The sequence below is a fragment of the Streptosporangium sp. CA-135522 genome (assembly GCF_050949235.1).
Classification (GTDB): domain Bacteria; phylum Actinomycetota; class Actinomycetes; order Streptosporangiales; family Streptosporangiaceae; genus Streptosporangium.
Genome location: NZ_CP192026.1, coordinates 8100429 through 8121220, shown reverse-complemented (window position 1 = coordinate 8121220; position 20792 = coordinate 8100429). Strand labels below are relative to the sequence as shown.

General features: G+C 67.4%; 14 protein-coding genes and 1 tRNA gene. 10 read left to right on the top strand and 5 right to left on the bottom strand.

The features are described from left to right. Positions 1-224 precede the first annotated feature (224 nt). Positions 225-3350: a BTAD domain-containing putative transcriptional regulator gene (locus ACQPYK_RS38295; protein ID WP_433242568.1), complete on the top strand. Its 3126-nt coding sequence runs from the start codon at positions 225-227 to the stop codon at positions 3348-3350. 16 nt (positions 3351-3366) lie between these two features. Here the strand turns inward: ACQPYK_RS38295 and ACQPYK_RS38290 are convergent, their stop codons facing one another. Continuing rightward, positions 3367-4305, bottom strand: a complete 939-nt coding sequence (locus ACQPYK_RS38290; RefSeq protein ID WP_433242565.1) for an ATP-binding cassette domain-containing protein — start codon at positions 4303-4305, stop codon at positions 3367-3369. Between the two features lie 643 nt (positions 4306-4948). On the opposite strand from ACQPYK_RS38290, the gene ACQPYK_RS38285 reads away from it, so the two are divergent. From ACQPYK_RS38285 to ACQPYK_RS38270, 4 genes are all read left to right on the top strand, one after another. Beyond that, complete coding sequence (locus ACQPYK_RS38285) at positions 4949-6100, top strand: hypothetical protein (protein ID WP_433242562.1); 1152 nt, start codon at positions 4949-4951, stop codon at positions 6098-6100. 45 nt (positions 6101-6145) lie between these two features. Continuing rightward, a complete protein-coding gene (locus ACQPYK_RS38280; RefSeq protein WP_433242559.1) occupies positions 6146-7369 on the top strand; it encodes a serine hydrolase domain-containing protein in 1224 nt (407 codons plus the stop codon). A gap of 240 nt (positions 7370-7609) precedes the next feature. Then, on the top strand, positions 7610-8734 hold the full coding sequence (locus ACQPYK_RS38275) for an integrase core domain-containing protein (RefSeq protein WP_433242556.1): 1125 nt from the start codon (positions 7610-7612) through the stop codon (positions 8732-8734). 157 nt (positions 8735-8891) lie between these two features. Continuing rightward, the gene (locus tag ACQPYK_RS38270; protein WP_433242553.1) at positions 8892-9188 is read left to right on the top strand and encodes a hypothetical protein; all 297 of its coding nucleotides are present in this window, start codon (positions 8892-8894) and stop codon (positions 9186-9188) included. Between the two features lie 392 nt (positions 9189-9580). Here the strand turns inward: ACQPYK_RS38270 and ACQPYK_RS38265 are convergent, their stop codons facing one another. Together ACQPYK_RS38265 and ACQPYK_RS38260 are read right to left on the bottom strand one after the other, a co-directional pair. After that, positions 9581-11125 (bottom strand): HEPN domain-containing protein, encoded by a 1545-nt coding sequence (locus ACQPYK_RS38265; RefSeq protein WP_433242550.1) that lies wholly within the window; start codon positions 11123-11125, stop codon positions 9581-9583. Between the two features lie 464 nt (positions 11126-11589). After that, the gene (locus ACQPYK_RS38260) at positions 11590-12843 is read right to left on the bottom strand and encodes a pentapeptide repeat-containing protein (RefSeq protein WP_433242547.1); all 1254 of its coding nucleotides are present in this window, start codon (positions 12841-12843) and stop codon (positions 11590-11592) included. Between the two features lie 557 nt (positions 12844-13400). Here ACQPYK_RS38260 and ACQPYK_RS38255 point away from each other — a divergent pair. Further along, complete coding sequence (locus ACQPYK_RS38255) at positions 13401-14480, top strand: LAGLIDADG family homing endonuclease (RefSeq protein ID WP_433242544.1); 1080 nt, start codon at positions 13401-13403, stop codon at positions 14478-14480. A 430-nt stretch (positions 14481-14910) separates the two neighbouring features. Here ACQPYK_RS38255 and ACQPYK_RS38250 read toward each other — a convergent pair. Further along, positions 14911-14984: transfer RNA gene (locus tag ACQPYK_RS38250), tRNA-Arg, on the bottom strand. Positions 14985-15380: 396 nt separating this feature from the next. Here ACQPYK_RS38250 and ACQPYK_RS38245 point away from each other — a divergent pair. The 4 genes from ACQPYK_RS38245 (at position 15381) to ACQPYK_RS38230 (ending at position 19427) form a co-directional block, all read left to right on the top strand. After that, positions 15381-16181: a phosphotransferase enzyme family protein gene (locus ACQPYK_RS38245; RefSeq protein WP_433242541.1), complete on the top strand. Its 801-nt coding sequence runs from the start codon at positions 15381-15383 to the stop codon at positions 16179-16181. 127 nt (positions 16182-16308) lie between these two features. Beyond that, positions 16309-17217 (top strand): cobalamin biosynthesis protein, encoded by a 909-nt coding sequence (locus ACQPYK_RS38240; protein WP_433242538.1) that lies wholly within the window; start codon positions 16309-16311, stop codon positions 17215-17217. Positions 17218-17694: 477 nt separating this feature from the next. After that, a complete protein-coding gene (locus tag ACQPYK_RS38235) occupies positions 17695-19221 on the top strand; it encodes a cobyric acid synthase (RefSeq protein WP_433242535.1) in 1527 nt (508 codons plus the stop codon). A 14-nt stretch (positions 19222-19235) separates the two neighbouring features. Beyond that, positions 19236-19427, top strand: coding sequence for an SHOCT domain-containing protein (locus ACQPYK_RS38230; protein ID WP_433242532.1), 192 nt, complete (start codon positions 19236-19238; stop codon positions 19425-19427). Between the two features lie 248 nt (positions 19428-19675). On the opposite strand, the gene ACQPYK_RS38225 is transcribed toward ACQPYK_RS38230, so the two are convergent. Beyond that, the gene (locus ACQPYK_RS38225; protein WP_433242529.1) at positions 19676-20752 is read right to left on the bottom strand and encodes a 1-acyl-sn-glycerol-3-phosphate acyltransferase; all 1077 of its coding nucleotides are present in this window, start codon (positions 20750-20752) and stop codon (positions 19676-19678) included. Positions 20753-20792 lie beyond the last annotated feature (40 nt).

Genomic DNA, 20792 nt, shown 5'->3' with positions numbered 1-20792 from the left:
ACCAACTCGTGGACGCCGTACGATCCCGGCCAGGTGATCGGCTCCGCGGCACCGCAAGACCGCGGCCGACTCGCCGCGGAACCCCCGGCAGAGAACCTTGTTCGGTGGGGGTTCCGAGACCCCTAGACCGCGGTGATGGGACGCGGTGATGGGACAGAGCCTGGGTCTGGGAGGCTGCCCTAGTGCATATTGTCCTGCTTGGGCCGGTTGGGGCCTTTGATGACGTGACGCCGATCGACATCGGCGGTGTCCGGCTGCGCATGTTGTTGGCCAGGCTGGCCCTGGAGGCAGGTCGTCCGGTGTCCGCCGACTCGCTGATCGATGATCTGTGGGGGGCGGAATCGCCGTCAGGGGCGGCCAGCGCGCTGCAGGCGTTGGTGTTCCGGTTGCGTAAGGCGCTGCGCGGGGCGGGAACGCTGAATTCCGTGGCGGGCGGCTACCGGCTTTCGGTGCGGGCCGAGGACGTGGACGCGCACCGGTTCGAGGAGCTGGCCGGGCAGGGCAGGCGTGAGCTGGCAGCGGGCCGGCACGAAGAGGCGGCCGCGGTGCTTGGTGCGGCACTGGGGTTGTGGCGGGGCGCGGCGCTGACGGATGTGCTGGAGGCGCCGTTCGCTCGTGGTGTCGCGGCGAGGTTGGACGAGGTGCGGGCCGCGGCTGCTGAGGATCGTTTTGACGCTGAGCTGCGGCTGGGCCGGCACGCCGAGGTGCTGGCCGATCTTGGGGTGGCAGGCGCCGAACGTCCGCTGAGCGAGAGGCTGGCTGTGCTGCGGATGCGGGCGTTGTCGGCGGCCGGACGCCAGTCGGACGCGTTGGCGGTGTATGAGGAGATCCGAGGCAGGCTGAGCGAGGAGCTCGGCGTCGATCCCTCGGCCGAGCTGCGGGAGGTTCATCTGGCCCTGCTCCGCGGCGAGTTGGGGCAGCCTTCGGTGCGACAAGAGGCCGTACCGAGCCGGCTTCCCGCGCAGCTGAGCAGTTTCGTCGGAAGGGATGGTGAGTTGGATCAGTTGGCTGAGCTGATGGCCGTTTCCCGGCTGGTGACCATCGTCGGGCCGGGCGGCGCGGGCAAGACGAGGCTGTCGCTGGAGGCGGTGACCCGGGATCGGGCTCACCAGCGCGGCCGGGTGTGGTTCGTGCCGCTGGCCGGGGTGAGCGCACCGGATCAGTTGGCCGACACGATGTTCGGCGCGCTCAGCTCCCAAGACAGCCGTCTTTACGAGGGAGGGCAGACGCGGCCGGTCACCCCGGTCGACCGGCTGGCCGAGCTGCTGGATGTCGGCGAGGCTGTCCTGATAGTGGACAACTGCGAGCATCTCATCGAAGCCGCCGCCGAGCTCACCCACGAGTTGCTCGCCAGGCTGCCGCGTCTGCGGATTCTCGCCACCAGCAGGGAGCCGCTGGCGATCACCGGAGAGGTGCTGTGCCATCTCGGCCCGCTGGAGTTGCCCGCGGAGAGGCCAGAGCCGGCGGAGGCGGCGGAGTCTGCCGCGGTGCGTCTGTTCATCGACAGGGCCGCTGGTGTCAGGCCCGGTTTCGTGCTGGACGATTCCACGGTGGGCGCGGTGGTGGAGATCTGTCGGCGGCTGGATGGTCTGCCGCTGGCGTTGGAGCTGGCCGCGGCCAAGTTGCGTTCGATGAGCGTGGAGCAGATCGCGCGGCGCTTGGATGATCGCTTCCGGCTGCTGACCTCGGGGAGCAGGACGGCGCTGCCGCGCCAGCGGACGCTGCTGGCAGTGGTGGAGTGGAGCTGGGATCTGCTGGAGGAGCCCGAGCGGGTGCTGGCCCGCAGGTTGTCGGTCTTTCCCGGTGGTGCGACCCTGGCCGCGTTGGAGGCGGTGGGTGCTGATGAGCTACTTTCGGCCGGGGACGTGCCGTATGTACTCGATTCGCTGGTGGAGAAGTCTCTGCTGAACGCCACCGACGACGGCGATGAGCCTCGCTATCGGATGCTGGAGACGGTTCGCGCGTACGCGGCTGCTCAGCTGGTCAGGTCCGGTGAGGAGGTGTCCGCGCGTTTCGCCGGGTATTTCCTGGCGCTGGCGGAGGAGCACGAGCCGTTGTTGCGGACCGGGCAGCAGCTGCGGGCGATCGCGCTGTTCGATGCCGAGCACGACAACATGGTCGCCGCGTTGCGAGCGGCCGTGGACGCCGGGGACGGGGTCACCGCGTCCCGGTTCGTCGGCGCGCTGTTCTGGTACTGGGGTATCAGAGGGATGAGCAGCCAGTTCGAGACGTTCCTGGCTGAGGTGCTGAGGTTGGGCTACGGCCTGCCCGATCACGCGCATGCCACCGTGGAGGTGGTGCGGCTGGCGGCGGGCAGCTCGGCGCACTCGGCGATCGCCGGCGTCGACTCCGCGGCGGCGCGGGAGTTCCATCCGGCGCTGCCGCTGGTGCGGATGTCTCAGCTGGCCTTCGCCAGCGGCGGCGCCGAACTCGCGCGACGCCGGCTGCGGCAGTCGTTGGACTCGCCGGACCCGTGGGTGCGGGCCAGCGCGCACTGGGCGCAGGACCTCGCTCTCACCGAGCAGGGCGATCTGTGGGCCGGCGCCCACGCCCGGCGGGAGGCGCTGCGCGGTTTTGAGGAGGTGGGCGATCGGTGGGGGCTGGTGATGAGCCTGCTCCCGCTGGGCCGGGATCATTCGCTGCGGGGTGAGTACGACCAGGCGATCGCCCTGCTGGAACGGGCAGTGGCGATCAGCTCCGAGCTGGGCTCCGAGGACTACCTGTATCTCAGCAGGGCCAGGCTCGCCCGTGAGCGCAGGCGCAGCGGCGATCTGGACGGCGCGCTGCGAGACATCCTGGCGGCGCGGCGCCAGGCCAGCGATCGAGGCCATCGGCGGCTGGAGGCCAACATCTTGGTGGGGCTGGCCAACCTGCACCGCCGTGCGGGCGACCTGAAGCAGGCCAACCATACCCTCGATGAGCTGGAGTCGCTCGGTCACCGCCGGGCGATCCCCGAAGAGATGGCCCGGGACCTGATCGTGAGCACCCGGATGGAGAACCGCCTCGCCGAGGGTGAGGCCGCCCAAGCACGCCAGTTGCTGCCCCAGGCGGCCGGTTCCCTGTTCGCGCAGGGCTCCAGCGCCGGCCTGGCCTGGGCGGCGGAGCTACTGGCCGGGCTGCTCGCGCTGGAGAACGACCCAGCGGGGGCGGCCACCGCGCTCGGAATGAGCCAGGCGATCCGCGGCGCCTTCGACCTCGGCGAACCAGAGCTGCGCGAACTGGTCACCAGACTGACCGACAAACTCGGCGAGCCCGGCTACCAGCAGGCATACCGCCGAGGCGCCGACCTACCGAGGAAGGACGCGCTCAACCGGCTGGCCGGGGAAGCCGGCCAGCCGGGGGCTCCGTGAGCTCTGGCCCTGTCCACTACACGGCTGGCTGTCCGGTCAGCGCCAGGAAGACCTCGTCCGGGCTGGGCAGGCGAAGCCCCAGCTCATCGACGCCGATACCGGCCCTGTCCAGCCGTCTGACCAGAGCGGAGGCCAATATCGGATCGGCGATCGGCACGGTCAGCAAGCCGGCGTTCGGATCGTGGGCGGGCGTGGCCCCGGTCAGCTCGGCCAGGATCGGGCGCACCGCGTCCAGATCGGAGAGCAGGGTCGTGCGCACCTGTAGCCTGTGACCGCCGACCCACCGCTTCAGCTCTTCCGGGCTGCCTTCCGCGACCACCCGGCCGTGGTCGATCGCCGTGATCCGGTCCGCCAGTTGGTCGGCCTCCTCCAGATACTGCGTGGTGAGCAGTACCGTGCAATCTTCGGTCATCAACCGCCGCGCGACCTCCCAGACCTCCTTGCGGGCATGTGGATCCAGCCCTGTGGTCGGCTCGTCCAGATACAGCACCTGCGGTCGGCCGACCAGGCTCGCCGCCAGATCCAGCCTGCGGCGCATCTCCTCGGAGAAGGTCCTGACCGGATGGTCGGCGACATCAGCCAGCTCGAACCCGTCCATCAACTCGGCCGCCCGCGCTGTGGCCTGCCGCCTCGACAGATCCATCAGACGCCCCAGTGACACCAGGTTCTCTCGGCCCGACAAGCTCTCATCCACCGACGTGCCCTGTCCGGTGAGCCCGATCAGGGCGCGGACCCGCACCGGGTCCTTCATCACGTCGTAGCCGCCGACCGTGGCGTGACCCCCATCGGGCTGTAGCAGTGTGGCCAGGATCCGCACGATGGTGGTCTTGCCCGCCCTGTTCGGGCCGAGGAGACCGATCACCTTTCCTGCGGGCACCTCCAGATCGACCCCGTCCAGGGCGACCGACTCCCCGTACCGTTTGACCAGCCCCTCAGCCCGGATCGCGTACGACATCGTTCGTTCCCTTCGGTCCTCAACGCGCCATCTGGCGGGGCACGGCCTTACGCAGCCCCATGGCTGTGATCGCCGGCTGGGTTGACTCGGTGGTCATGGTCCCCTCGTTTCACGGTCACTTTCTCGTCTGCCATGACCATGACGGGACCCGCTGACATCCCGCGAACAGACCGTATACAGCTCGCTGATAGATCAGCGGTGGTCCAGCGGCTGAGCCGGCGACCTGCGCGCGCTTGGGTGGCCAAACTGGAGTTCGCGTCGACGGACCGGGTCGCTGTCGTAGGCGGCCAACGCCCACCGTGGTGAAGGTGCGCGAGAGCGCCCTGGCCACAGATCGCAGCCGGCGCTCGTATGCCATGCCCAGGACGCTCATCTCGTTGTGGATGCCGGATGTGCTGACGAGCACGCCGGCGCCCTGATCGCGCAACATCAGGTGCCGTGTTCACCGCGTTGCGGGTACCCACGGTGACCCGTCGTCCGCTTGCTTTCCCCGCCTCGTTTCCAGGCTGGCTGACGTCATGCGGGAGCATCTCGATGGTGCCCGCTGATCTATCAGCGAGCTGTATACGGTCTGTTCGCGGGATGTCAGCGGGTCCCGTCATGGTCATGGCAGACGAGAAAGTGACCGTGAAACGAGGGGACCATGACCACCGAGTCAACCCAGCCGGCGATCACAGCCATGGGGCTGCGTAAGGCCTCTGGCCGCAGCAACACCATGCTGGACGGTATCGATCGCGCCGGTGGCCGCCAGGCAGACCATGGCGGCGCGGATCCTGGCCACGTTGATCAAGGCGGACGTCTCGTGATGTCCTTCCTCACCCCCTTGCGCACCTGGCACCGGCCACTGATGGTCTGCGCGCTCCTCATGCTGGGCCTCGTGCTGGCCGCCGGTGTCGGGCTCGTGGTGGACGGCCGGACGCTGCTGGGTGAGTCGGTGTGGGTCAAGCCGCTCAAGTTCGGCTTCGCCTTCGCCCTCTACGCGGGCACACTGGCGTGGCTGCTGACCAAGCTACGCAAGGGAAAGCGGCTGGGCCGGTGGATCGGCACCGTCTTCGCACTGGCCGCGACCGTCGAGGTCGGCGCCATCACCGTGCAGGCGGCGCGCGGCACCTTCAGCCACTTCAACGCCGAGCAGACCGACCCGATCACCCTGGCCCTGGTCCCCATCCTCACCTTCGGCGTGATGATCATTCTCATCACGCAACTGATCCTGGCGATCGTCGTACTGATCCAGCGCACCGGCGGGGCCTCGTTGAACCGAGCGATCCGCGCCGGGCTGGGATTGGCCGTCTTCGGCATGCTGGTGCCGGTCTACTGGCTGGTCGCCGAGATCCACCCCCGCACGGTGACCGACGCCAACGGCCACCAGGTGCCGATGTACCAGGGCCACGGCATCGGCGACCCCGACGGCCACGGCATGCCCCTCACCGGCTGGAGCGTGACCGGCGGCGACTTCCGGGTACCGCACTTCTTCGCCCTGCACGGCATCCAGGTGCTGCTCCTGCTCACCGCGGTGCTGGCCGCCCTGGCCGCCAAGCACGCCTGGCTGCGCGCCGAAAAGGTCCGCGCCCGCCTGGTCGGCAGCGCCGCCCTCGGCTACACCGGGCTGGTCGCGGTCGTGACCTGGCAGGCCTGGCGCGGCCAGTCCCTGATCCACCCGGACACGGCCACCCTCGCCGCCCTCGCCACGGTGGCGCTACTCACGGCGGCGGCCACCGTAGGGGTGATCGTCACCGCCAGGCACGCGAGCGCCGTACCGGCCGAAACCCCGAAGCGCGACCAGATGGCGCGCTGACGACCTCCCTTGACCTTGAGAACCGAACTCCTGAAGGAAACTGACATGACCACGTCCTTCTCCGCCAAGGCGGGACTGCTCCTCGCCGCAGTGACGATGGTGGGGGCCACCGTGGCGGCCCCCGCGGCGTCCGCGGCCCCCGCGGCCCCCGCGGCAGCCACACAGCCCGCCTCCGGCCACGCCGAAGTGCAACGCGCTCTCGACAACGCCGTGGCCGGCAGCGGCGCTCCCGGCATGGTCGCCGAGGTCCGTGACCGCCGCGGCAGATGGTTCGGCTCGGCGGGCGTGTCCGACACCACCACCGGCCGCAAGCGGCAGCAGCACGAGCGGTTCCGCATCGGCAGCACCACCAAGGCCTTCACCGCCACCGTGGTCATGCAACTGGTCGCGGAGCGGAAGCTGAAGCTCGACGACACCGTGGAGAAGTGGCTGCCCGGCCTCGTCCAGGGCAACGGCTACGACGGCCACAAGATCACCATCCGCATGTTGCTCAACCACAGCAGCGGGATCTTCAACTACGGCAACGACGAGGAGTTCTTCACCAAGGGCGTAGGTGAGGCCTGGTACGAGCACCGCTACGACTCCTACACCCCGCAGCAGTTGGTGAAGATCGGCCTGGCCAACGCCGCCGGGCCCTACTTCGATCCGGGCAAGGGCTTCGGCTACTCCAACACCAACTACTACCTGGCCGCCTTGATCATCGAAAAGGCGACGGGAAAGACCTACGGCCAGCAGCTGCACCAGCGCATCATCGGCCCGCTCGGCTTGACCGGAACCTACCTGCCGGGAAGTGAGGCGAAGATCCGCGGCGCCCACCCCCGGCACTACTCCACCCTGTTCTCCCAGGACCCCAACCCCAAGATCCACGACGCGACCGAGATGAACCAGTCCTTCTCCTGGGCGGCCGGCGGTATCGTCTCGACCACCGGTGACCTCCAGCGCTTCTTCGGCGCGCTGCTGGGCGGACGCCTGCTGCCGCCCGCCCAGCAGCACCAGATGTTCGACGACCCCGTCGACACCAGCGTGAACGGCAAGGCCTACCCGTGGATCCCCGCCACCCGCTACGGCCTCGGCGTCTTCACCCAGGAGCTGTCGTGCGGCGTCACGGTCTGGGGCAACGGAGGCGCGACCTATGGTTCGTGGGTGTACGCCATGGGATCGCGTGACGGCAAGCACCTGCTCACCAGCCAGGTCAACGGCGACTGGAGCGGACTGGGCGTCCTCACCAACGTGCTCGACGCCGAGTTCTGCCCGACCACGTCCCGATAGGCCGTACCGGGCCGTAGGACCCGGGGGCGGCTCAGAAAGGCGCCGCCCCCGGGTCCGTACCCGACCCTCAAAGACCCGATCATGACCGACCTCGCGATCTCCGCCACCGGCCCGCGCAAGGCCTACGGCGAGCTGCGGGTGCCGAATATTCATCCGTGCAGGCTAGAGACATGGTGGACGATCCGTCCTTTCGGGCGAGCGCTCCGAGCGCTGCGCCAGATATCGGCGGGATGATCGGTCGTGTTGCTGCGCTTGGCCTATCTCATGGTGACGACCACCTTTCTCATGGTGACGACCACCTTCTCGCTCCTGCGATTGCTGTCGACCAGCGATCGCGCCAAGGACATCGAGATCTTGGTGCTCCGGCATCGGCTGACCGTGCTGCAACGGCAGGTGAACAAGCCCGCGTTCACTCGGGAAGATCGGTTCCTTCTCGCGGGGCTGCTGCATCGTCTGCCGATGGACACGCTGCGGCGCCTCACGTTGTTGATCCGACCTGACACGATCATGCGCTGGCATCGTGATCTGCTGCGGCGCCGGCACGCCGCAGCCAGTGCTCATCGGCGGCGGGGACGCCCGCGCACTGTCCGATCCATCCGCGTCCTGGTGCTGCGGCTGGCCCGGGAGAACTCCTCGTGGGGCTACCGGCGTATCCACGGCGAGCTGGCTGCGCTCGGTATCAAGGCCGCGGCTTCCACGGTCAGGGAGATCCTCAAAGACCACGGCATCGATCCGTCTCCGGAACGGGAGCACACCGCCTGGTCCGATTTCTTACGCAGTCAGGCCGATGCGCTGCTGGCCTGTGGCTTCTTCGAGGTCCGCACGCTGATGGGGGCGCGACTGTACGTCTTGGCGGTCATCGAGCACGCCACCCGCCGGGTGCGGATCCTCGGTGTCACTGCGCACCCGACGGAGGAGCGGGTCATCCGGCTCGGCCGCAACCTCGTCATGGACCTGCAGGACGCGGGCACCGCAGCGAGATTCCTCATCCGTGACCGAGACGCCAAGTTCACTGCGGCTTTCGACGCTGTGCTGGCCGACGCGGGAGTACGTATCATCAAAAGCGGCGCACGTATGCCGCGAACGAACTCCGTCATGGAGCGATGGATCCAGATCTGCCGGCGCGAGCTGCTGAACCGGACCTTGATCTGGAACCAGCGCCACCTTCTGTATGCGCTGCGCGAGCTCGAGACCTTCTATAACGAACACCGGCCTCATCGGGCTCTCCGACAGGCTGCTCCGCTTCGACCACTCGTTGATCCCGGCATCGACTCGGCCTCGATCGCCTCATTGGATATCCGCCGACGTGATCGGCTCGGAGGTGTCCTGAGGAATACCGACACGCGGCTTGACCTGGCCGGATGATTAATCGGCACCCGCGCCGCGCCCTGCTGGCCGCCGTAGAAGCCCAGAAGTCGAGCGGCAAGCGTCTCGTGGCGTTCTTCGCGCTCATGTACTACGCGGGCTTACGGCCTAAGGAGGTTGTCCTCCTCAGGAAGCACAACATCATCCTTCCGCCCCCTTGGTCCTGGACGAGGAGGCCGGCCAGTGGGAGGAGCCGGGGGAGTGGGGAGAGTTGCACTTCGCCACGGCGGCCCCGTTTGCAGGCCGGGAGTGGACCGATGACGGCGCGCTCCGCGAGGAACGCTCGCTCAAGCATCGTGCGGACGGTCACAGCCGCACCGTGCCGATTCCGCCCCTCTTGGTCGGGATTCTCCGCACGCATCTGGCCGCGCCGTACGGCAGGGCCGCCGATGGCCGGCTGTTCTCCGGCGTGCGCGGGGGAGAGCTGCCCAGCATCGCCTACCGACGCGTGTGAGCCAAGGCCCGAGAGAATGCGCTCACCGGGGAGGAGGTCGCCTCACCGCTGGCCAAGCGCGTCTACGACCTGCGACATGCCTGCGTCTCCACGTGGTTGAACGCGGGAGTGGCACCCAGCAGGCGGCCGCGTGGGCCGGTCACAGCGTGGAAGTCCTGCTCAGGATCTACGCCAAGTGCATCGTCGGTCAGGACGAAGCAGCTAAGCGTCGGATCGCTGAAGCGCTCAGAGAGAACGAATGAATGGAATCAGCCAAAAGACTTGGGGGCTTATCCGGGGTGATTAACCGCAGCTACCCTCCGCTGGTCGCGACCACCATCCACGCCAAGACAGGCTTCCATCTCTGGTTGTGCGCTAGGCGATATTAACTTTGGGAAGGCTATGTTCGCAGATTAATTTTCAGGTATGCTGCCCGCCGCTAGGTGCTCAGGCGGCGGGCATTTACGTTGAACCATGTAGATTTCCGGAAGCCACTGTCGAGCTTGCCTAAGCAGGGTGCGGTAAAGATCGTAGTTCTCGATTCGTTCCCCGAGCCTTGAAGGCTCTACCCCGGCCTGCAGTAGAAGGGCTGCGGTGAGAACCCAGTAGAGCGTTCTCAAGAGGATTGCCTGCTCCTTCCATTCTGCGTCCTCAGGAGTGCCACCTGAACGAGGAGCCTGGTGAGCAAAGCCATTGCGGACCGCTTTGATGCGCTCCTCCCAATCTCTTGTAGTGTCGAGTTCCTGCTCATCCTGGCTCGGCGCCGTCAACCCAGCCGCTAGAGGAACCGCTTCGCGAGTGAGATCGGTGATGTAGCGCAACCTCTCGATGTAAGAGGGTGCATCAATGTGCATGAGTGCTTCACTGACACGCTCCTTTAGCTCTTCGGGGACCGCCTCTTTAGCTTGTCTCCTGGCCCTGTCTTTTTGGCTGCGGGTCATTACTTGAGCCCTCGGCTGAAGTCGACGATGCAGTCCTTCTGTGGCGATAGTCATCTCAAGAAGGCGGCTAGGTAGAGGACGTTCATGAGCGGTGATTGTCTCCGTCACAAGGGCCGGAATCGGGGCTAGGTCTGCCGAAATATCTAGCCATTTTGCTAGGTGATCAAGTGTGAGCTGATTGCGGGAGAGAAGGACCTGATGCGAGTAAAGGAGTGCGTCGGTATCCTCTTGAAGTTGTGGATGTTGTACATCTACCCACTCCTTGTCTTCATCCCGATAAAGCTTTAGCTCAATAGGCGGACAGGGAAAGCCGATGGCCATTGTGAACAGCTCAGTCATCGGTGTGACGAATTTCCGCCACCATTTGTCCACGGTGAGCCCATCAGGGTCGTTGAGCAGCAACTCGGCTGAGCGCTTGAACCCTGCCCCCTGCATCGTCGGCTCTTGGAGATTGATCTTCTCGCCGAGAACGAGCTCTCCGCCGCCTGTCACCATGACGGATGCTTGCTCGTGCTTTTCGTAGCGAGCGGTGATCTGGCTCCAGTCCTCCTTAAGTTCGATGGAGATACCCGGCAGGTTCGCCCACGAGTCGAGGTGCCTCACTCGCAGTCGTGCCATGGTGAAGGTTGTGTCAGCGCCCATCTGGTGTGGTCCTACGAGGACGTACTCGGCTCGAAACCGTTGTTCGCCTGGGTCGTGGACCACGCCGCCGATGATTTCCGAGCGGCCTGAGGTGAAGGCTCCAACAAGGGTGACCCTCCGAGAGGGGTTACGGAGCATCCCGTGGATGACGAGGCCGTCGTTCGTCTGAGCGTCGTCAGCTGGCACCATCGTCACGAACGGAGTGCCATCCGATGAGGTCGACCGGGACGCTTCTCGCATGGACGGTGTGAGCGGGTCTGCGAGCGTGAGCAAAGGCCAACGACCAGAAAAGTCGAGCCAGCCACCTACAGTCCGCTCGGGAGCGCCGGCCAGCCAGAAACGGCCAGAACGTCGAGTTTTTTCGTCTTGAGCCACAGACGTGACGGTACCGGTGCGTGATAGCTACAGTACTCGATTTTCTCATATTCGGTTACTGATGGTGATCGGGCCGTCATGGCAACCATGTCCCCCAGGAGCCACCTCTGTGCGAGCACAGAGCTACCTCACGGCGCCCTCGCGCGCGTCCTGTCGAGAGCTTCGGTGATCTGAGCACACCTTGAAGCCGTTTTGGAACCTTGGGTACATATCGACACAGCTATCCGCAGTCGCCCGCCGCTGACCGCACGTCACCGCACACACCGAGGAGCCCCTGTCCGGCGTTCCCGCTGGTCAGAGGCTCTCTTTTACTGCTCAGTCGATGCCGCGCCCTGCAGGATGCGAACCTGCGACCGTCCGATTAGAAGATAGGGCGATATGCACCCTGAATTACGGGCTTCATCTGAGAAAGCGCTGCTACAGTCCTCAGCTTCTCCTCCGGTTGGGCGGACATTGGGCAATAATCAAGCTTTTATCGCTGACGCCTCATCCAGGGCAGTCGCCATGCTGACTGTCTGCAACCCGTCCGTATCCACTGCCACCTTCCAAGTTGGCGGCCACTCCCGCGTCATCTCCCCGGCCATCGATGAGAGTCGTACTCCGCTTAGTTCGGCACTCTCCAGGCCCGTCGTCTCGTCGAACAGGACGCCTCCGGTGAAGGTCACCCCGGTGAACATGGCGCCGCTAGTGAAGGTCGCCCCAGAGAACCGAGCGCTGCGGGTGAAGCTCGCATCGGGGAACCGAGCGCGGCCAGCGAAGGCCGCCCCCTCGAACGCGGCGTCGCGGGTGAAAGTCACCTGGTCGAACTGAGCGCCGCAGGTGAAAGTCGCATTACTGAACTCGGCGTCCCTGGTGAAGGTTGCCCCGCCGAACCAGGCCTCCTGCATGAAGGTCGCGTCGCGGAAAGCGGCCACGTCGGTGAAGGTCGCACCGGTGAACAGGACGCTGCGGGTGAAGGTTGCACTGAAGAAGGCGGCACCGCGGGCGAAGGTTGTCCCGACGAACAGGGTATCGCCGATAAAGGTCGTCCCGGAGAACACGGCGTTGCTCATGCGGCAGTCGCAAAGGTTGAAGTCGATGAGAGTGGCACCGGTGAGGTCGAGACGAGTTCCCGGCCAGTAGCGAGAATTAGGGTCGGGGCCGCCTCGTTGCCACCAGTGGCGACGGTCTGGCGGCTGATAGCGAAGGTGGGCACTGAGGATGCGCTGGGCGGTAAGGCGTACCTGGGCTTCCTCGCGAGGGTCGCGCTTACTCCCGTCGGTGGGCGTCGTGCTGCGGGTGCGGGCGGCTCGCCGTGCGGCACGGATCTTGTCGTGCCGGTCTGGCTCTTGAGGCGGGGTATAGGGCATGCGCAGATAGGAGCAGATGAGGTCCACGATCGTCTGTCGCAGCGCGGGGGTGTCCTGGGCGAGCCGTTCGAGAGCGTAGAGGCCGGCGAGCCGAACAGGGGCGTCGTCTTTGCCGAGTTGCTCGGCGGCTTTGGTATAGAGCTCAGTGACGCGGCGTTCGCTGGCGTCGTGTTCGGTACGGTCGGCGACGATTTCGGTGTGCCGTTGTCGGCGGAAGGCGAGGGCCAAGGTAATGGCGGCGCCGACTCCCGCAGCGGCGGCAAGCGCGGTTCGGATGACCTCGTTGCGGGCGTTGACAACCGCGGCCGGATCCCGGATTGGGGGCAGGGCGGGGCTCACAGGGAGATTGGTGAGGAGCCACCAGGCCATGCCGAACGCTGTTGCGGCTACTGCAAGGGCGGCCAGGGTGATCCACCATGCTGCCGCTCGTGGTCGACGGCTTACCTCTGGCGTGGCGGAGGGCGCGTCCGGGTCGGGAGTCTGGTTGCGAGAGGGCCAGCGGGATATCACATCGCCATGACAGCCTAAGGCGGCGACGCGGCTCACCGATGTCATCAAGTCGAGACCGAAGCACGGTCGGTCAACACGTGAGCGGCGGAGAAGTGCAGGGTCATATGCAATCCCGCGTACTCCCGACCGTCCCGAGGGACTGCAGGGAACGCCTCGCCGGTTGCCGTACCAAGCGACTTCCTTTGTGAAGTGGATCTGACACTCTCTTCCTCAAGGCGGAACTGTCGGTGTTGTCATTACAGACGACTCGCATCATCATTCACTTCACACTCGCCATGCCGAAGGAGCCTTTTCGTGGCGCTGCAGTGCCGATGGTGAGGCTGCACTGGCGGCTGCGGCACCGTCATCGCTCACGTCGGCTTTGCCGACCGCGTGCACGGTGACGAATCAAGGCAAGAAGCTGGCAAGGAGCCGTTGTGATCGCGCAGGAGCCTCTAGCGCTCGATACCCCCGTCCCCACGCCCTCCGGATGGTCGACTATGGCGGATCTCAAAATCGGCGATTACGTGTTCAGTCGAGGCGGGAAGCCCATCCTGGTCTGGGGTGTGGCTCCGATCAAGCACGGGCGCCCGTGCTACCGAGTCACCTTCGACGACGGCGACTCGGTAGTGTCGGATGCCACACACCGCTGGTGGGCGTTCGATCGCAAGAGCAAGCAGCGGTGGGCTGAGTGGACTACCGACCAGATGGCCACGGCCAACTGGTACGGCGGCCTCCGTTTCGCGGTACCAAGGCCGGAGCCCCTGAAATGTGCTTCGGCGGACCTGCCACTCGATCCGTATGTCTTGGGCATGTGGCTCGGTGACGGCGACAGCAGAGTTGCCACGCTCACCGTCGGCCGGGACGACTTTGACGAGACGCTGCTGAACCTCGAAGAGGCCGGCATGACGACTTCGGTCTATGACTACGGCGAGGACAGGGGCGCCGTCCAAATCCGGTTTAACCACGGCCAGCGGTACGGCAAGCAGGGCACCTCACAGCATGCTCTACGATCCTTGGGCGTACTCGGCAACAAGCACGTACCGGATCTGTACTTGTGGGCTTCTCATGAGCAGAGGCTTGAGCTCCTACAGGGCCTTATGGACAGCGATGGCTACGTCAATGAACGAGGCAACTGCACCTTCACTTCATCCAGCCGAGCGCTTGTGGACGCGGTGGAGCATCTTGCCCGGTCCCTAGGGTGGAGGGCAGCGACCGGTGCCTGGCAGTCCGACGAGCGTTGGAAGAACCGAGCGGCCGGAACGTGGCGCGTCTCGTTTACGCCCTCGGGCGACGTGCCGTTCAAGCTCAAGCGCAAGTCATCGCGATGCCGTACTCTCCGCTCGGAGTCGTCTCGTGCGATCATGAGCATTGAGCCGGTGGACAGTGTGTCCGTCAGGTGTATCGCGGTCGATTCCGATGACCAGCTGTTCCTCGCTGGGCGATCAATGCTTCCGACGCACAATTACCCTCTCCATTGCCAGAAGCAGCCATCGTTGCGCTGCCTGTCAGGATAGCTTCGCTGGCTGCGCCGATTGGGGTGGTCTTCGTGGCGCCTCGATCGAGGCGTGTGCTCCAAGTTCTTGAGATCTAGAAGATCAGGCGAGCGCCATCAGGAGCAGCGGCAATAGCTCCGACCAAGGCGATGACGACGCCGACTCCCTTGTTGACCTGCGTCAACACGTCTGCCGTAGTCGCAACGCTCGGATTGTTCATGAACGTGGAGGTTAGTGGTCAAAGCTGCCGACGGGGGACTAACGGGTATCGAGGTGCTTACAGATGGCGAGCATGCAAGGGCGAGACCCGGAGCCAGCCCCGATCCTTGGCACGTATTTGGCACAGTCAGCCGCAGTCACTCGCCGCTGACCGCACACCACCGTACACACCAAGAGAGCCTCTGACCAGCATTGTTGCTGGTCAGAGGCTCTTTTTGCTGATCATGCGAAGCGCGCCCTGCAGGATTCGAACCTGCGACCGTCGGATTAGAAGTCCGATGCTCTATCCAGCTGAGCTAAGGGCGCTCCCGCCTAATTGTGCATGATCCGGGGAGTGTCCATGTATCGGATTTGCCCACGTGTCGCGAGGATCACTCTACGGGGCCGGCTGCGGAGGCCGTGAACACGGTGCCGGGGCGCCTCTGCCGAGGAGGCGATCGGCGGTTCACGAGCTTCCCGCCGGGCTCGGCGACCACTCGGAAACAGGGCGGGAGCAGGCCGGGAGCAAGTCGGAGACAGGCCGGGAGCAGCCTGTCGGGACGCTCCTGGCGCAGGTTGGGGACAAGCGCCGCAGCAGTCCTGCCGGATCCGTGTGCCGTCCTTCCGTATGCGTACCGGTAGATACCGACGGCCTTCGAAACACGAGCCGGGCTGTCCGAAACGGGTTTTCCCATCCGGTGGACCGGTCTAGGCTCGTATGCCATGTTCGCCGTCACGGTCCAAGAGGAGATCCCCCTGCTGGGCGGTGACGTGACCGACGGGGTGGTACGGGTCGGTGAGACCGTCCGCAGGCCCACCCGGCCTTCGACGCGTTCGGTGCACGCGTTGCTGCGGCACCTGGAGGCGGTCGGGTTCGACGGCGCGCCCCGAGTGGTGGGTCTGGACGGGCAGGGCCGGGAGGTCCTGACCTATGTCGAGGGCGACTCCGCCGCCGCTCCGTCGGCCGCCTACGCGGTCGCCGACGAGTCGCTGGCCGCGCTGGCGATGCTGCTGAGGCGCTTCCACGACGCCTCCGCGAGCTTCGTCCCGCCGCCGCGTGCCGTCTGGGAGGCCGGGTCCAACGACGACGCGGCTCCGGAGGTGATCGGTCACTGCGACATCACCCTCGACAACGTGATCTTCCGGGACGGGCTTCCCGCCGCACTGATCGACTTCGACATGGCCCGGCCGACGACCCGGCTGTTCGATGTGGTGACCACGCTGCGGCACTGGGCTCCGATCGCCGACCCGGTCGATCTGGAGCCACTACGGCGTGATCTCGCGGTCGGTCCGCGGCTGCGCCTGTTCTGCGACGCGTACGGTCTGACACCACGCGACCGCCGGCGTCTCCTCGATCTCGCCCGGCTCCGCTTCGACCGTTCCTACCACGCCATGCGCGTCAAGGCGGCCACCATGGGCGGCGGCTGGGCCCGCATGTGGGACGGGGGCGCCGGGGAGCGCATCCGCCGGGCCTGCGCATGGCTTGAAACACACCAGGATGAGCTCCATGCCCATCTCGTCTGATCGATCCCTTCCCCGGCTCTCCGTCGGCCGGCCCGCTGCTGAAGGTCCGTCCGGGCTCTCATCCGGTCGGTCCGGGTCCGGAAGTCCGTCCGGCCGCTCGGCGTCCAGGCGGGCCGAGGCGTTGGGGATGCTCGCCGGGGTGGCGATCGACGCCGTGTTCGGCGATCCGAGGCGCGGGCATCCGGTGGCGCTGTTCGGGCGGGCCGCCGCCGCGCTGGAGCGGCGGGTGTACGGCGACGCCCGACCGGCCGGGGCCCTCTACACCGCGCTGTGCGTCGCCCCGGCGGCGCTGCTGGGACTGGCCGTGTCCCGTACTGGACACCCGGTGGTGCGGGGCATACTGAGCGCCGTGGCGACCTGGTCGGTGCTGGGCGGCACGACGCTGGGGCGCGAGGGGGTGGCCATGGCGGAGCTCCTGGAGGCCGGCGACCTCGCCGGGGCACGAGGGAGGTTGTCGCACCTGTGCGGGCGGGACCCTTCCCTCCTCGACGCCTCCGAGCTGGCCAGGGCCACCGTCGAGTCGATCGCGGAGAACACCTCCGACGCCGTGGTGGCACCGCTGTTCTGGGGGGCGGTGGCCGGGGTCCCAGGGCTGCTGGCCTATCGGGCGGTCAACACGCTGGACGCGATGGTCGGTCACCACAACGCCCGGTACGAACGTTTCGGCTGGGCCTCGGCGCGGCTCGACGACGTGGCCAACTTCGTTCCGGCCCGGATCACCGGGGTGCTCACGGTTCTCGGCGCGCCACTGTCCGGCGGCTCGGCCCGCCGGGCGGCGGCCGTGCTGCGCCGGGACGGCCACCGCCACCCGAGTCCCAACGCGGGCCGGTGCGAGTCGGCTTTCGCCGGGGCACTGGACGTCACGCTCGGCGGCACCAACGTCTACGGCCATCGCGTGGAGCACCGGCCCGAGATGGGTGACGGGCCCAGGCCGTCGATCGGGGACATCCGCAGGTCGGTACGGCTGGCACGGGCGGTGGGCCTGGCCGCCGCCGGCCTCGCCGTCCTCGCGGCGCTCCGGCGCGCCCGCCGGTAGTCCCGGCCCGAGTGGGCTCGGCCCCTGACTCGAGCGGGCTTCCGAGGGCCTGTACCCATGTTCTCCATTGTGGATCGGAAGGTTCCCCGCTCTTGATCCGGTGGGGAAAGAGCGTGCTTCGCCGGTGGTCCCCGGCCCGAGTGGGCGTCTCGGCGTGCCGCGCGTCATGCTGGTCACCATGATTGTCGATCCGTCCGGGGAGCCGCCCGTGATCCTGGCCGGTGCCGGCCGCCTCAGGCCTGTCGTCGCCGTGACCGTGACCGTGCCCGTGTCTGCTGTGCCCGTGACCGCTGTGCCCGTGCCCGCTATGTCCACGGCCATCGTGCCTGTGCCTGTGCCTGTGCCTGTGCCTGCGCCCGTGACCGTGGCCACCGTGACCGTGCCCGCCGTGTCCGCGTCCGCCGTGTCTGCGTCCGCCGCGTCTGCGTCCGTGTCCGTGTCCGTCGTGCCGTCCACGGGATCGCGGACGGTGCGCGCATGAGAGGCTCCCTGCTGGTCGCCGGGACCACCTCCGACGCCGGCAAGAGCGTCGTCACCGCCGGGATCTGCCGCTGGCTGGCCCGGCGGGGGGTGAAGGTCGCGCCGTACAAGGCGCAGAACATGTCACTGAACTCCTTCGTCACCGCCGACGGCGCCGAGATCGGCAGGGCGCAGGCGATGCAGGCCGCCGCGTGCGGCCTGGAGCCCACCGCGGACATGAACCCGATCCTGCTCAAGCCGGGCAGCGACCGGCGCAGTCAGGTCGTGGTCATGGGCAGGCCGCTGGCCGATGTGGACGCGATGGAGTACTGGGACGTCAAGGACCGGCTCCGCCAGGTCGCCGTGGACGCGCTGGAACGGCTGCGCGGCACCTACGACGTGGTGGTCTGCGAGGGCGCGGGCAGCCCGGCGGAGATCAACCTGCGCAGGGGCGACATCGCCAACATGGGACTGGCCCGCGCCGCCGGCCTGCCGGTCGTCGTGGTCGGCGACATCGACCGGGGCGGGGTCTTCGCCTCGCTGTACGGGACGGTGGCCCTGCTGGAGCCCGCCGACCAGGCGCTGATCGCCGGATTCGTGATCAACAAGTTCCGGGGGGCGCCCGAGCTCCTCGCACCCGGTCTCGACATGATCAAAGACTTGACCGGCCGTGAGGTGTACGGCGTGCTGCCCTGGCTGGACGGCCTGTGGCTGGACGTCGAGGACTCCCTCGCCCTGGACAACCGGCCCGCGATCGGGGCGCGCACGCCGTACGGCAGGCAGACCCTGCGGGTCGCGGTGGTCAGGCTGCCGCGCATCTCCAATTTCACCGACATGGACGCCCTGGCCTCCGAGCCCGGCGTGGCGGTCCGCTTCGTGACCTCGCCGGCCGAGTTGGACGACGCCGACCTGGTGGTGCTGCCGGGCTCCCGCGCGACCGTCTCCGACCTGGCCTGGTTGCGCGCCACCGGCCTGGCCGACGCCCTGCGCGGCCGGGCCGTGCTGGGCATCTGCGGCGGCTACCAGATGCTCGCCCGGACCATCCACGACGACGTCGAGTCCGGAGCCGGCCGGGTCGACGGGCTCGGCCTGCTGCCTGCGACGGTGAAGTTCGCCGCGGGCAAGACGTTGGGCCGCCCGGTCGGAGAGGCGTACGGCTGCCGCGTCGCGGCCTACGAGATCCATCACGGCGTCGTGACGGTCGAGGGCGGCGAGCCCTTCCTGGACGGCTGCCGGGTCGGCCCCGTCTGGGGGACCACCTGGCACGGGGCTCTGGAGAACGACGACTTCCGGCGGGCGTTCCTGGCCGACGTGGCGACCGTCTCCAGCCGTGACTTCACCGCGGCCCCCGGCGTCTCCTTCGCCGCGTTGCGCGAGGAGCGGCTGGACGCCCTGGGCGACCTGATCGAGCATCACGTGGACACCGACGCCCTGCTGCGGCTGCTGAAAGGCGGTGCCCCGCACGGCCTGCCGCTCCTTCCTCCCGGCGGGGCATCCCACGAAGCGCCGGACTTCTCGCACAATAGAACTATGGAAGGTGAATGATGATGATCCGGATCGTGTTGATCCTCTTCATCATTGCCGTGATCGTCGCGGTGGTCCTGGGCGTCGCGCTGGTGTTGCGCGCGTCCAGGGCGCGCAGGATCGCCCTGGACACCCCGCAGGAGATCCTCAAACGCCGCTACGCGGCCGGCGAGATCGACGAGGACGAATACCTCCGCCGTATGTCCGGGCTCTCCCAGAACTGGTAGCCGCCAGGAGGCGCCCGCTCAGCGGCCGAGCGCGCGTGCCTCGAACCGTTTCGGGCGGATGCCGGTAGATGAGTTGGTTTCATCGTGCCCGGCGGCTTTTCGGTGATCCTGGAAGATGACCTTCACCGCGGGCCGAGGAGTGGGACGTCCGGACTCGAAGCCGTCGCCGCGGCCGCGGGAAAGGCCGTCGCGGGACGCGCCATGAGACCTCTCCGACCGGGTCCTGCCGGCCGCCGACATGGACGCGATCAAGCTCCGCAGCCATCCCTCGGACGACCTCCCCGCCCCGAGGAATTCCTCGCCGCCGGGGCGGGCAGGTTCTCGGCTATCCAGGCGTCGATCTTCTCCCAGTGGTCCATGAGCCAGCGGATCCGGCCTTCGCGGTCGCGGGGGATCTCGGCGGCCCGCACCCGCCACCACTTGGCCTTGATCTCGGCGCGCACGGGGAGCTTGCGCCAGATGTCGCCGAGCGTGACCAGGTCGTCCAGGCCGGTGTGGGCGACGAAGACCACGTCCGCGCTGGGGCAGGCCTCGATGGCGGCGATGGCCCCGTTGGGCCGGGGGGCGAGGAGGTGGTCCAGCCCGCGGGCGCGGGCGGCCTCTTCGGTCAGGCCTTTCTCCTCCAGGCGAAGGATGGCCCGCAGCCGGCGCCTGGGGGTGAAGTTCCCGCCCTCCGGGAAGATCACCAGGGCGTCGTCGGCGTCCATGCCGGAGGCCAGGCGGCGGATCTCGGCCAGGACGCCGCTCTCGGCGGTCTCGCGGGGGACGAAGGCGTTGGGCAGCCGGTTGATCACCACGTCCAGCGACGGGTCGAGCTGCAGGGCGGCCTTCATCACGATTCTCGGACGCCTGCCGTACACCGCGAGGAGGTGGTGGATGAGGAGGAAGGAGTCGCCAGGGCCGGCGTGACGGGACAGGACGACGACCGGCCGGGTGAGGCGGCGGGAGAGCTCGTCGGGGGTCAGCGGCGGCTCGTCGACCTCGACGCTGAGCTGGAAGATCCGTACGGCGACGCCGTATATCCGGGACAGGAACCAGCGGATCAGGGCGTAGTGCCGTTCCTGGTGCTCGTCCCGATGGAGCCGCCCGCCGAGGCCGGCGGCCACCCAGAGTCCCAGGCAGGCGACGAGCGCCATCGACTCCAGCGCCAGCCACGCCACCGCGAACCAGACCAGCCGGGTGCCGCGTCGCTGCGGTGGCGGCAGCCGCAGGGAGGCGGCGGCCACCACCAGCAGCCAGACCGGAAGCGTGACCACCGCGACCACGGTGAGCACGATGAGCAGGGGCGCGAGGATCAGTCGGCGCAGAATGCGGGGAGGGAGCATCGAGAGCCTCCTCCCTGGGCACGGCCCCGCACGGTACGGC

Excerpts from the sequence above, each read along its gene's own strand:
- ACQPYK_RS38280 (WP_433242559.1), top strand. The coding sequence starts at position 6,146 with ATGACCACGTCCTTCTCCGCCAAGGCGGGACTGCTCCTCGCCGCAGTG.
- ACQPYK_RS38235 (WP_433242535.1), top strand. The coding sequence starts at position 17,695 with ATGAGAGGCTCCCTGCTGGTCGCCGGGACCACCTCCGACGCCGGCAAG.
- ACQPYK_RS38240 (WP_433242538.1), top strand. The coding sequence starts at position 16,309 with ATGCTCGCCGGGGTGGCGATCGACGCCGTGTTCGGCGATCCGAGGCGC.
- ACQPYK_RS38245 (WP_433242541.1), top strand. The coding sequence starts at position 15,381 with ATGTTCGCCGTCACGGTCCAAGAGGAGATCCCCCTGCTGGGCGGTGAC.
- ACQPYK_RS38285 (WP_433242562.1), top strand. The coding sequence starts at position 4,949 with ATGACCACCGAGTCAACCCAGCCGGCGATCACAGCCATGGGGCTGCGT.
- ACQPYK_RS38260 (WP_433242547.1), bottom strand. The coding sequence starts at position 12,843 with ATGGCCTGGTGGCTCCTCACCAATCTCCCTGTGAGCCCCGCCCTGCCC.
- ACQPYK_RS38225 (WP_433242529.1), bottom strand. The coding sequence starts at position 20,752 with ATGCTCCCTCCCCGCATTCTGCGCCGACTGATCCTCGCGCCCCTGCTC.
- ACQPYK_RS38290 (WP_433242565.1), bottom strand. The coding sequence starts at position 4,305 with ATGTCGTACGCGATCCGGGCTGAGGGGCTGGTCAAACGGTACGGGGAG.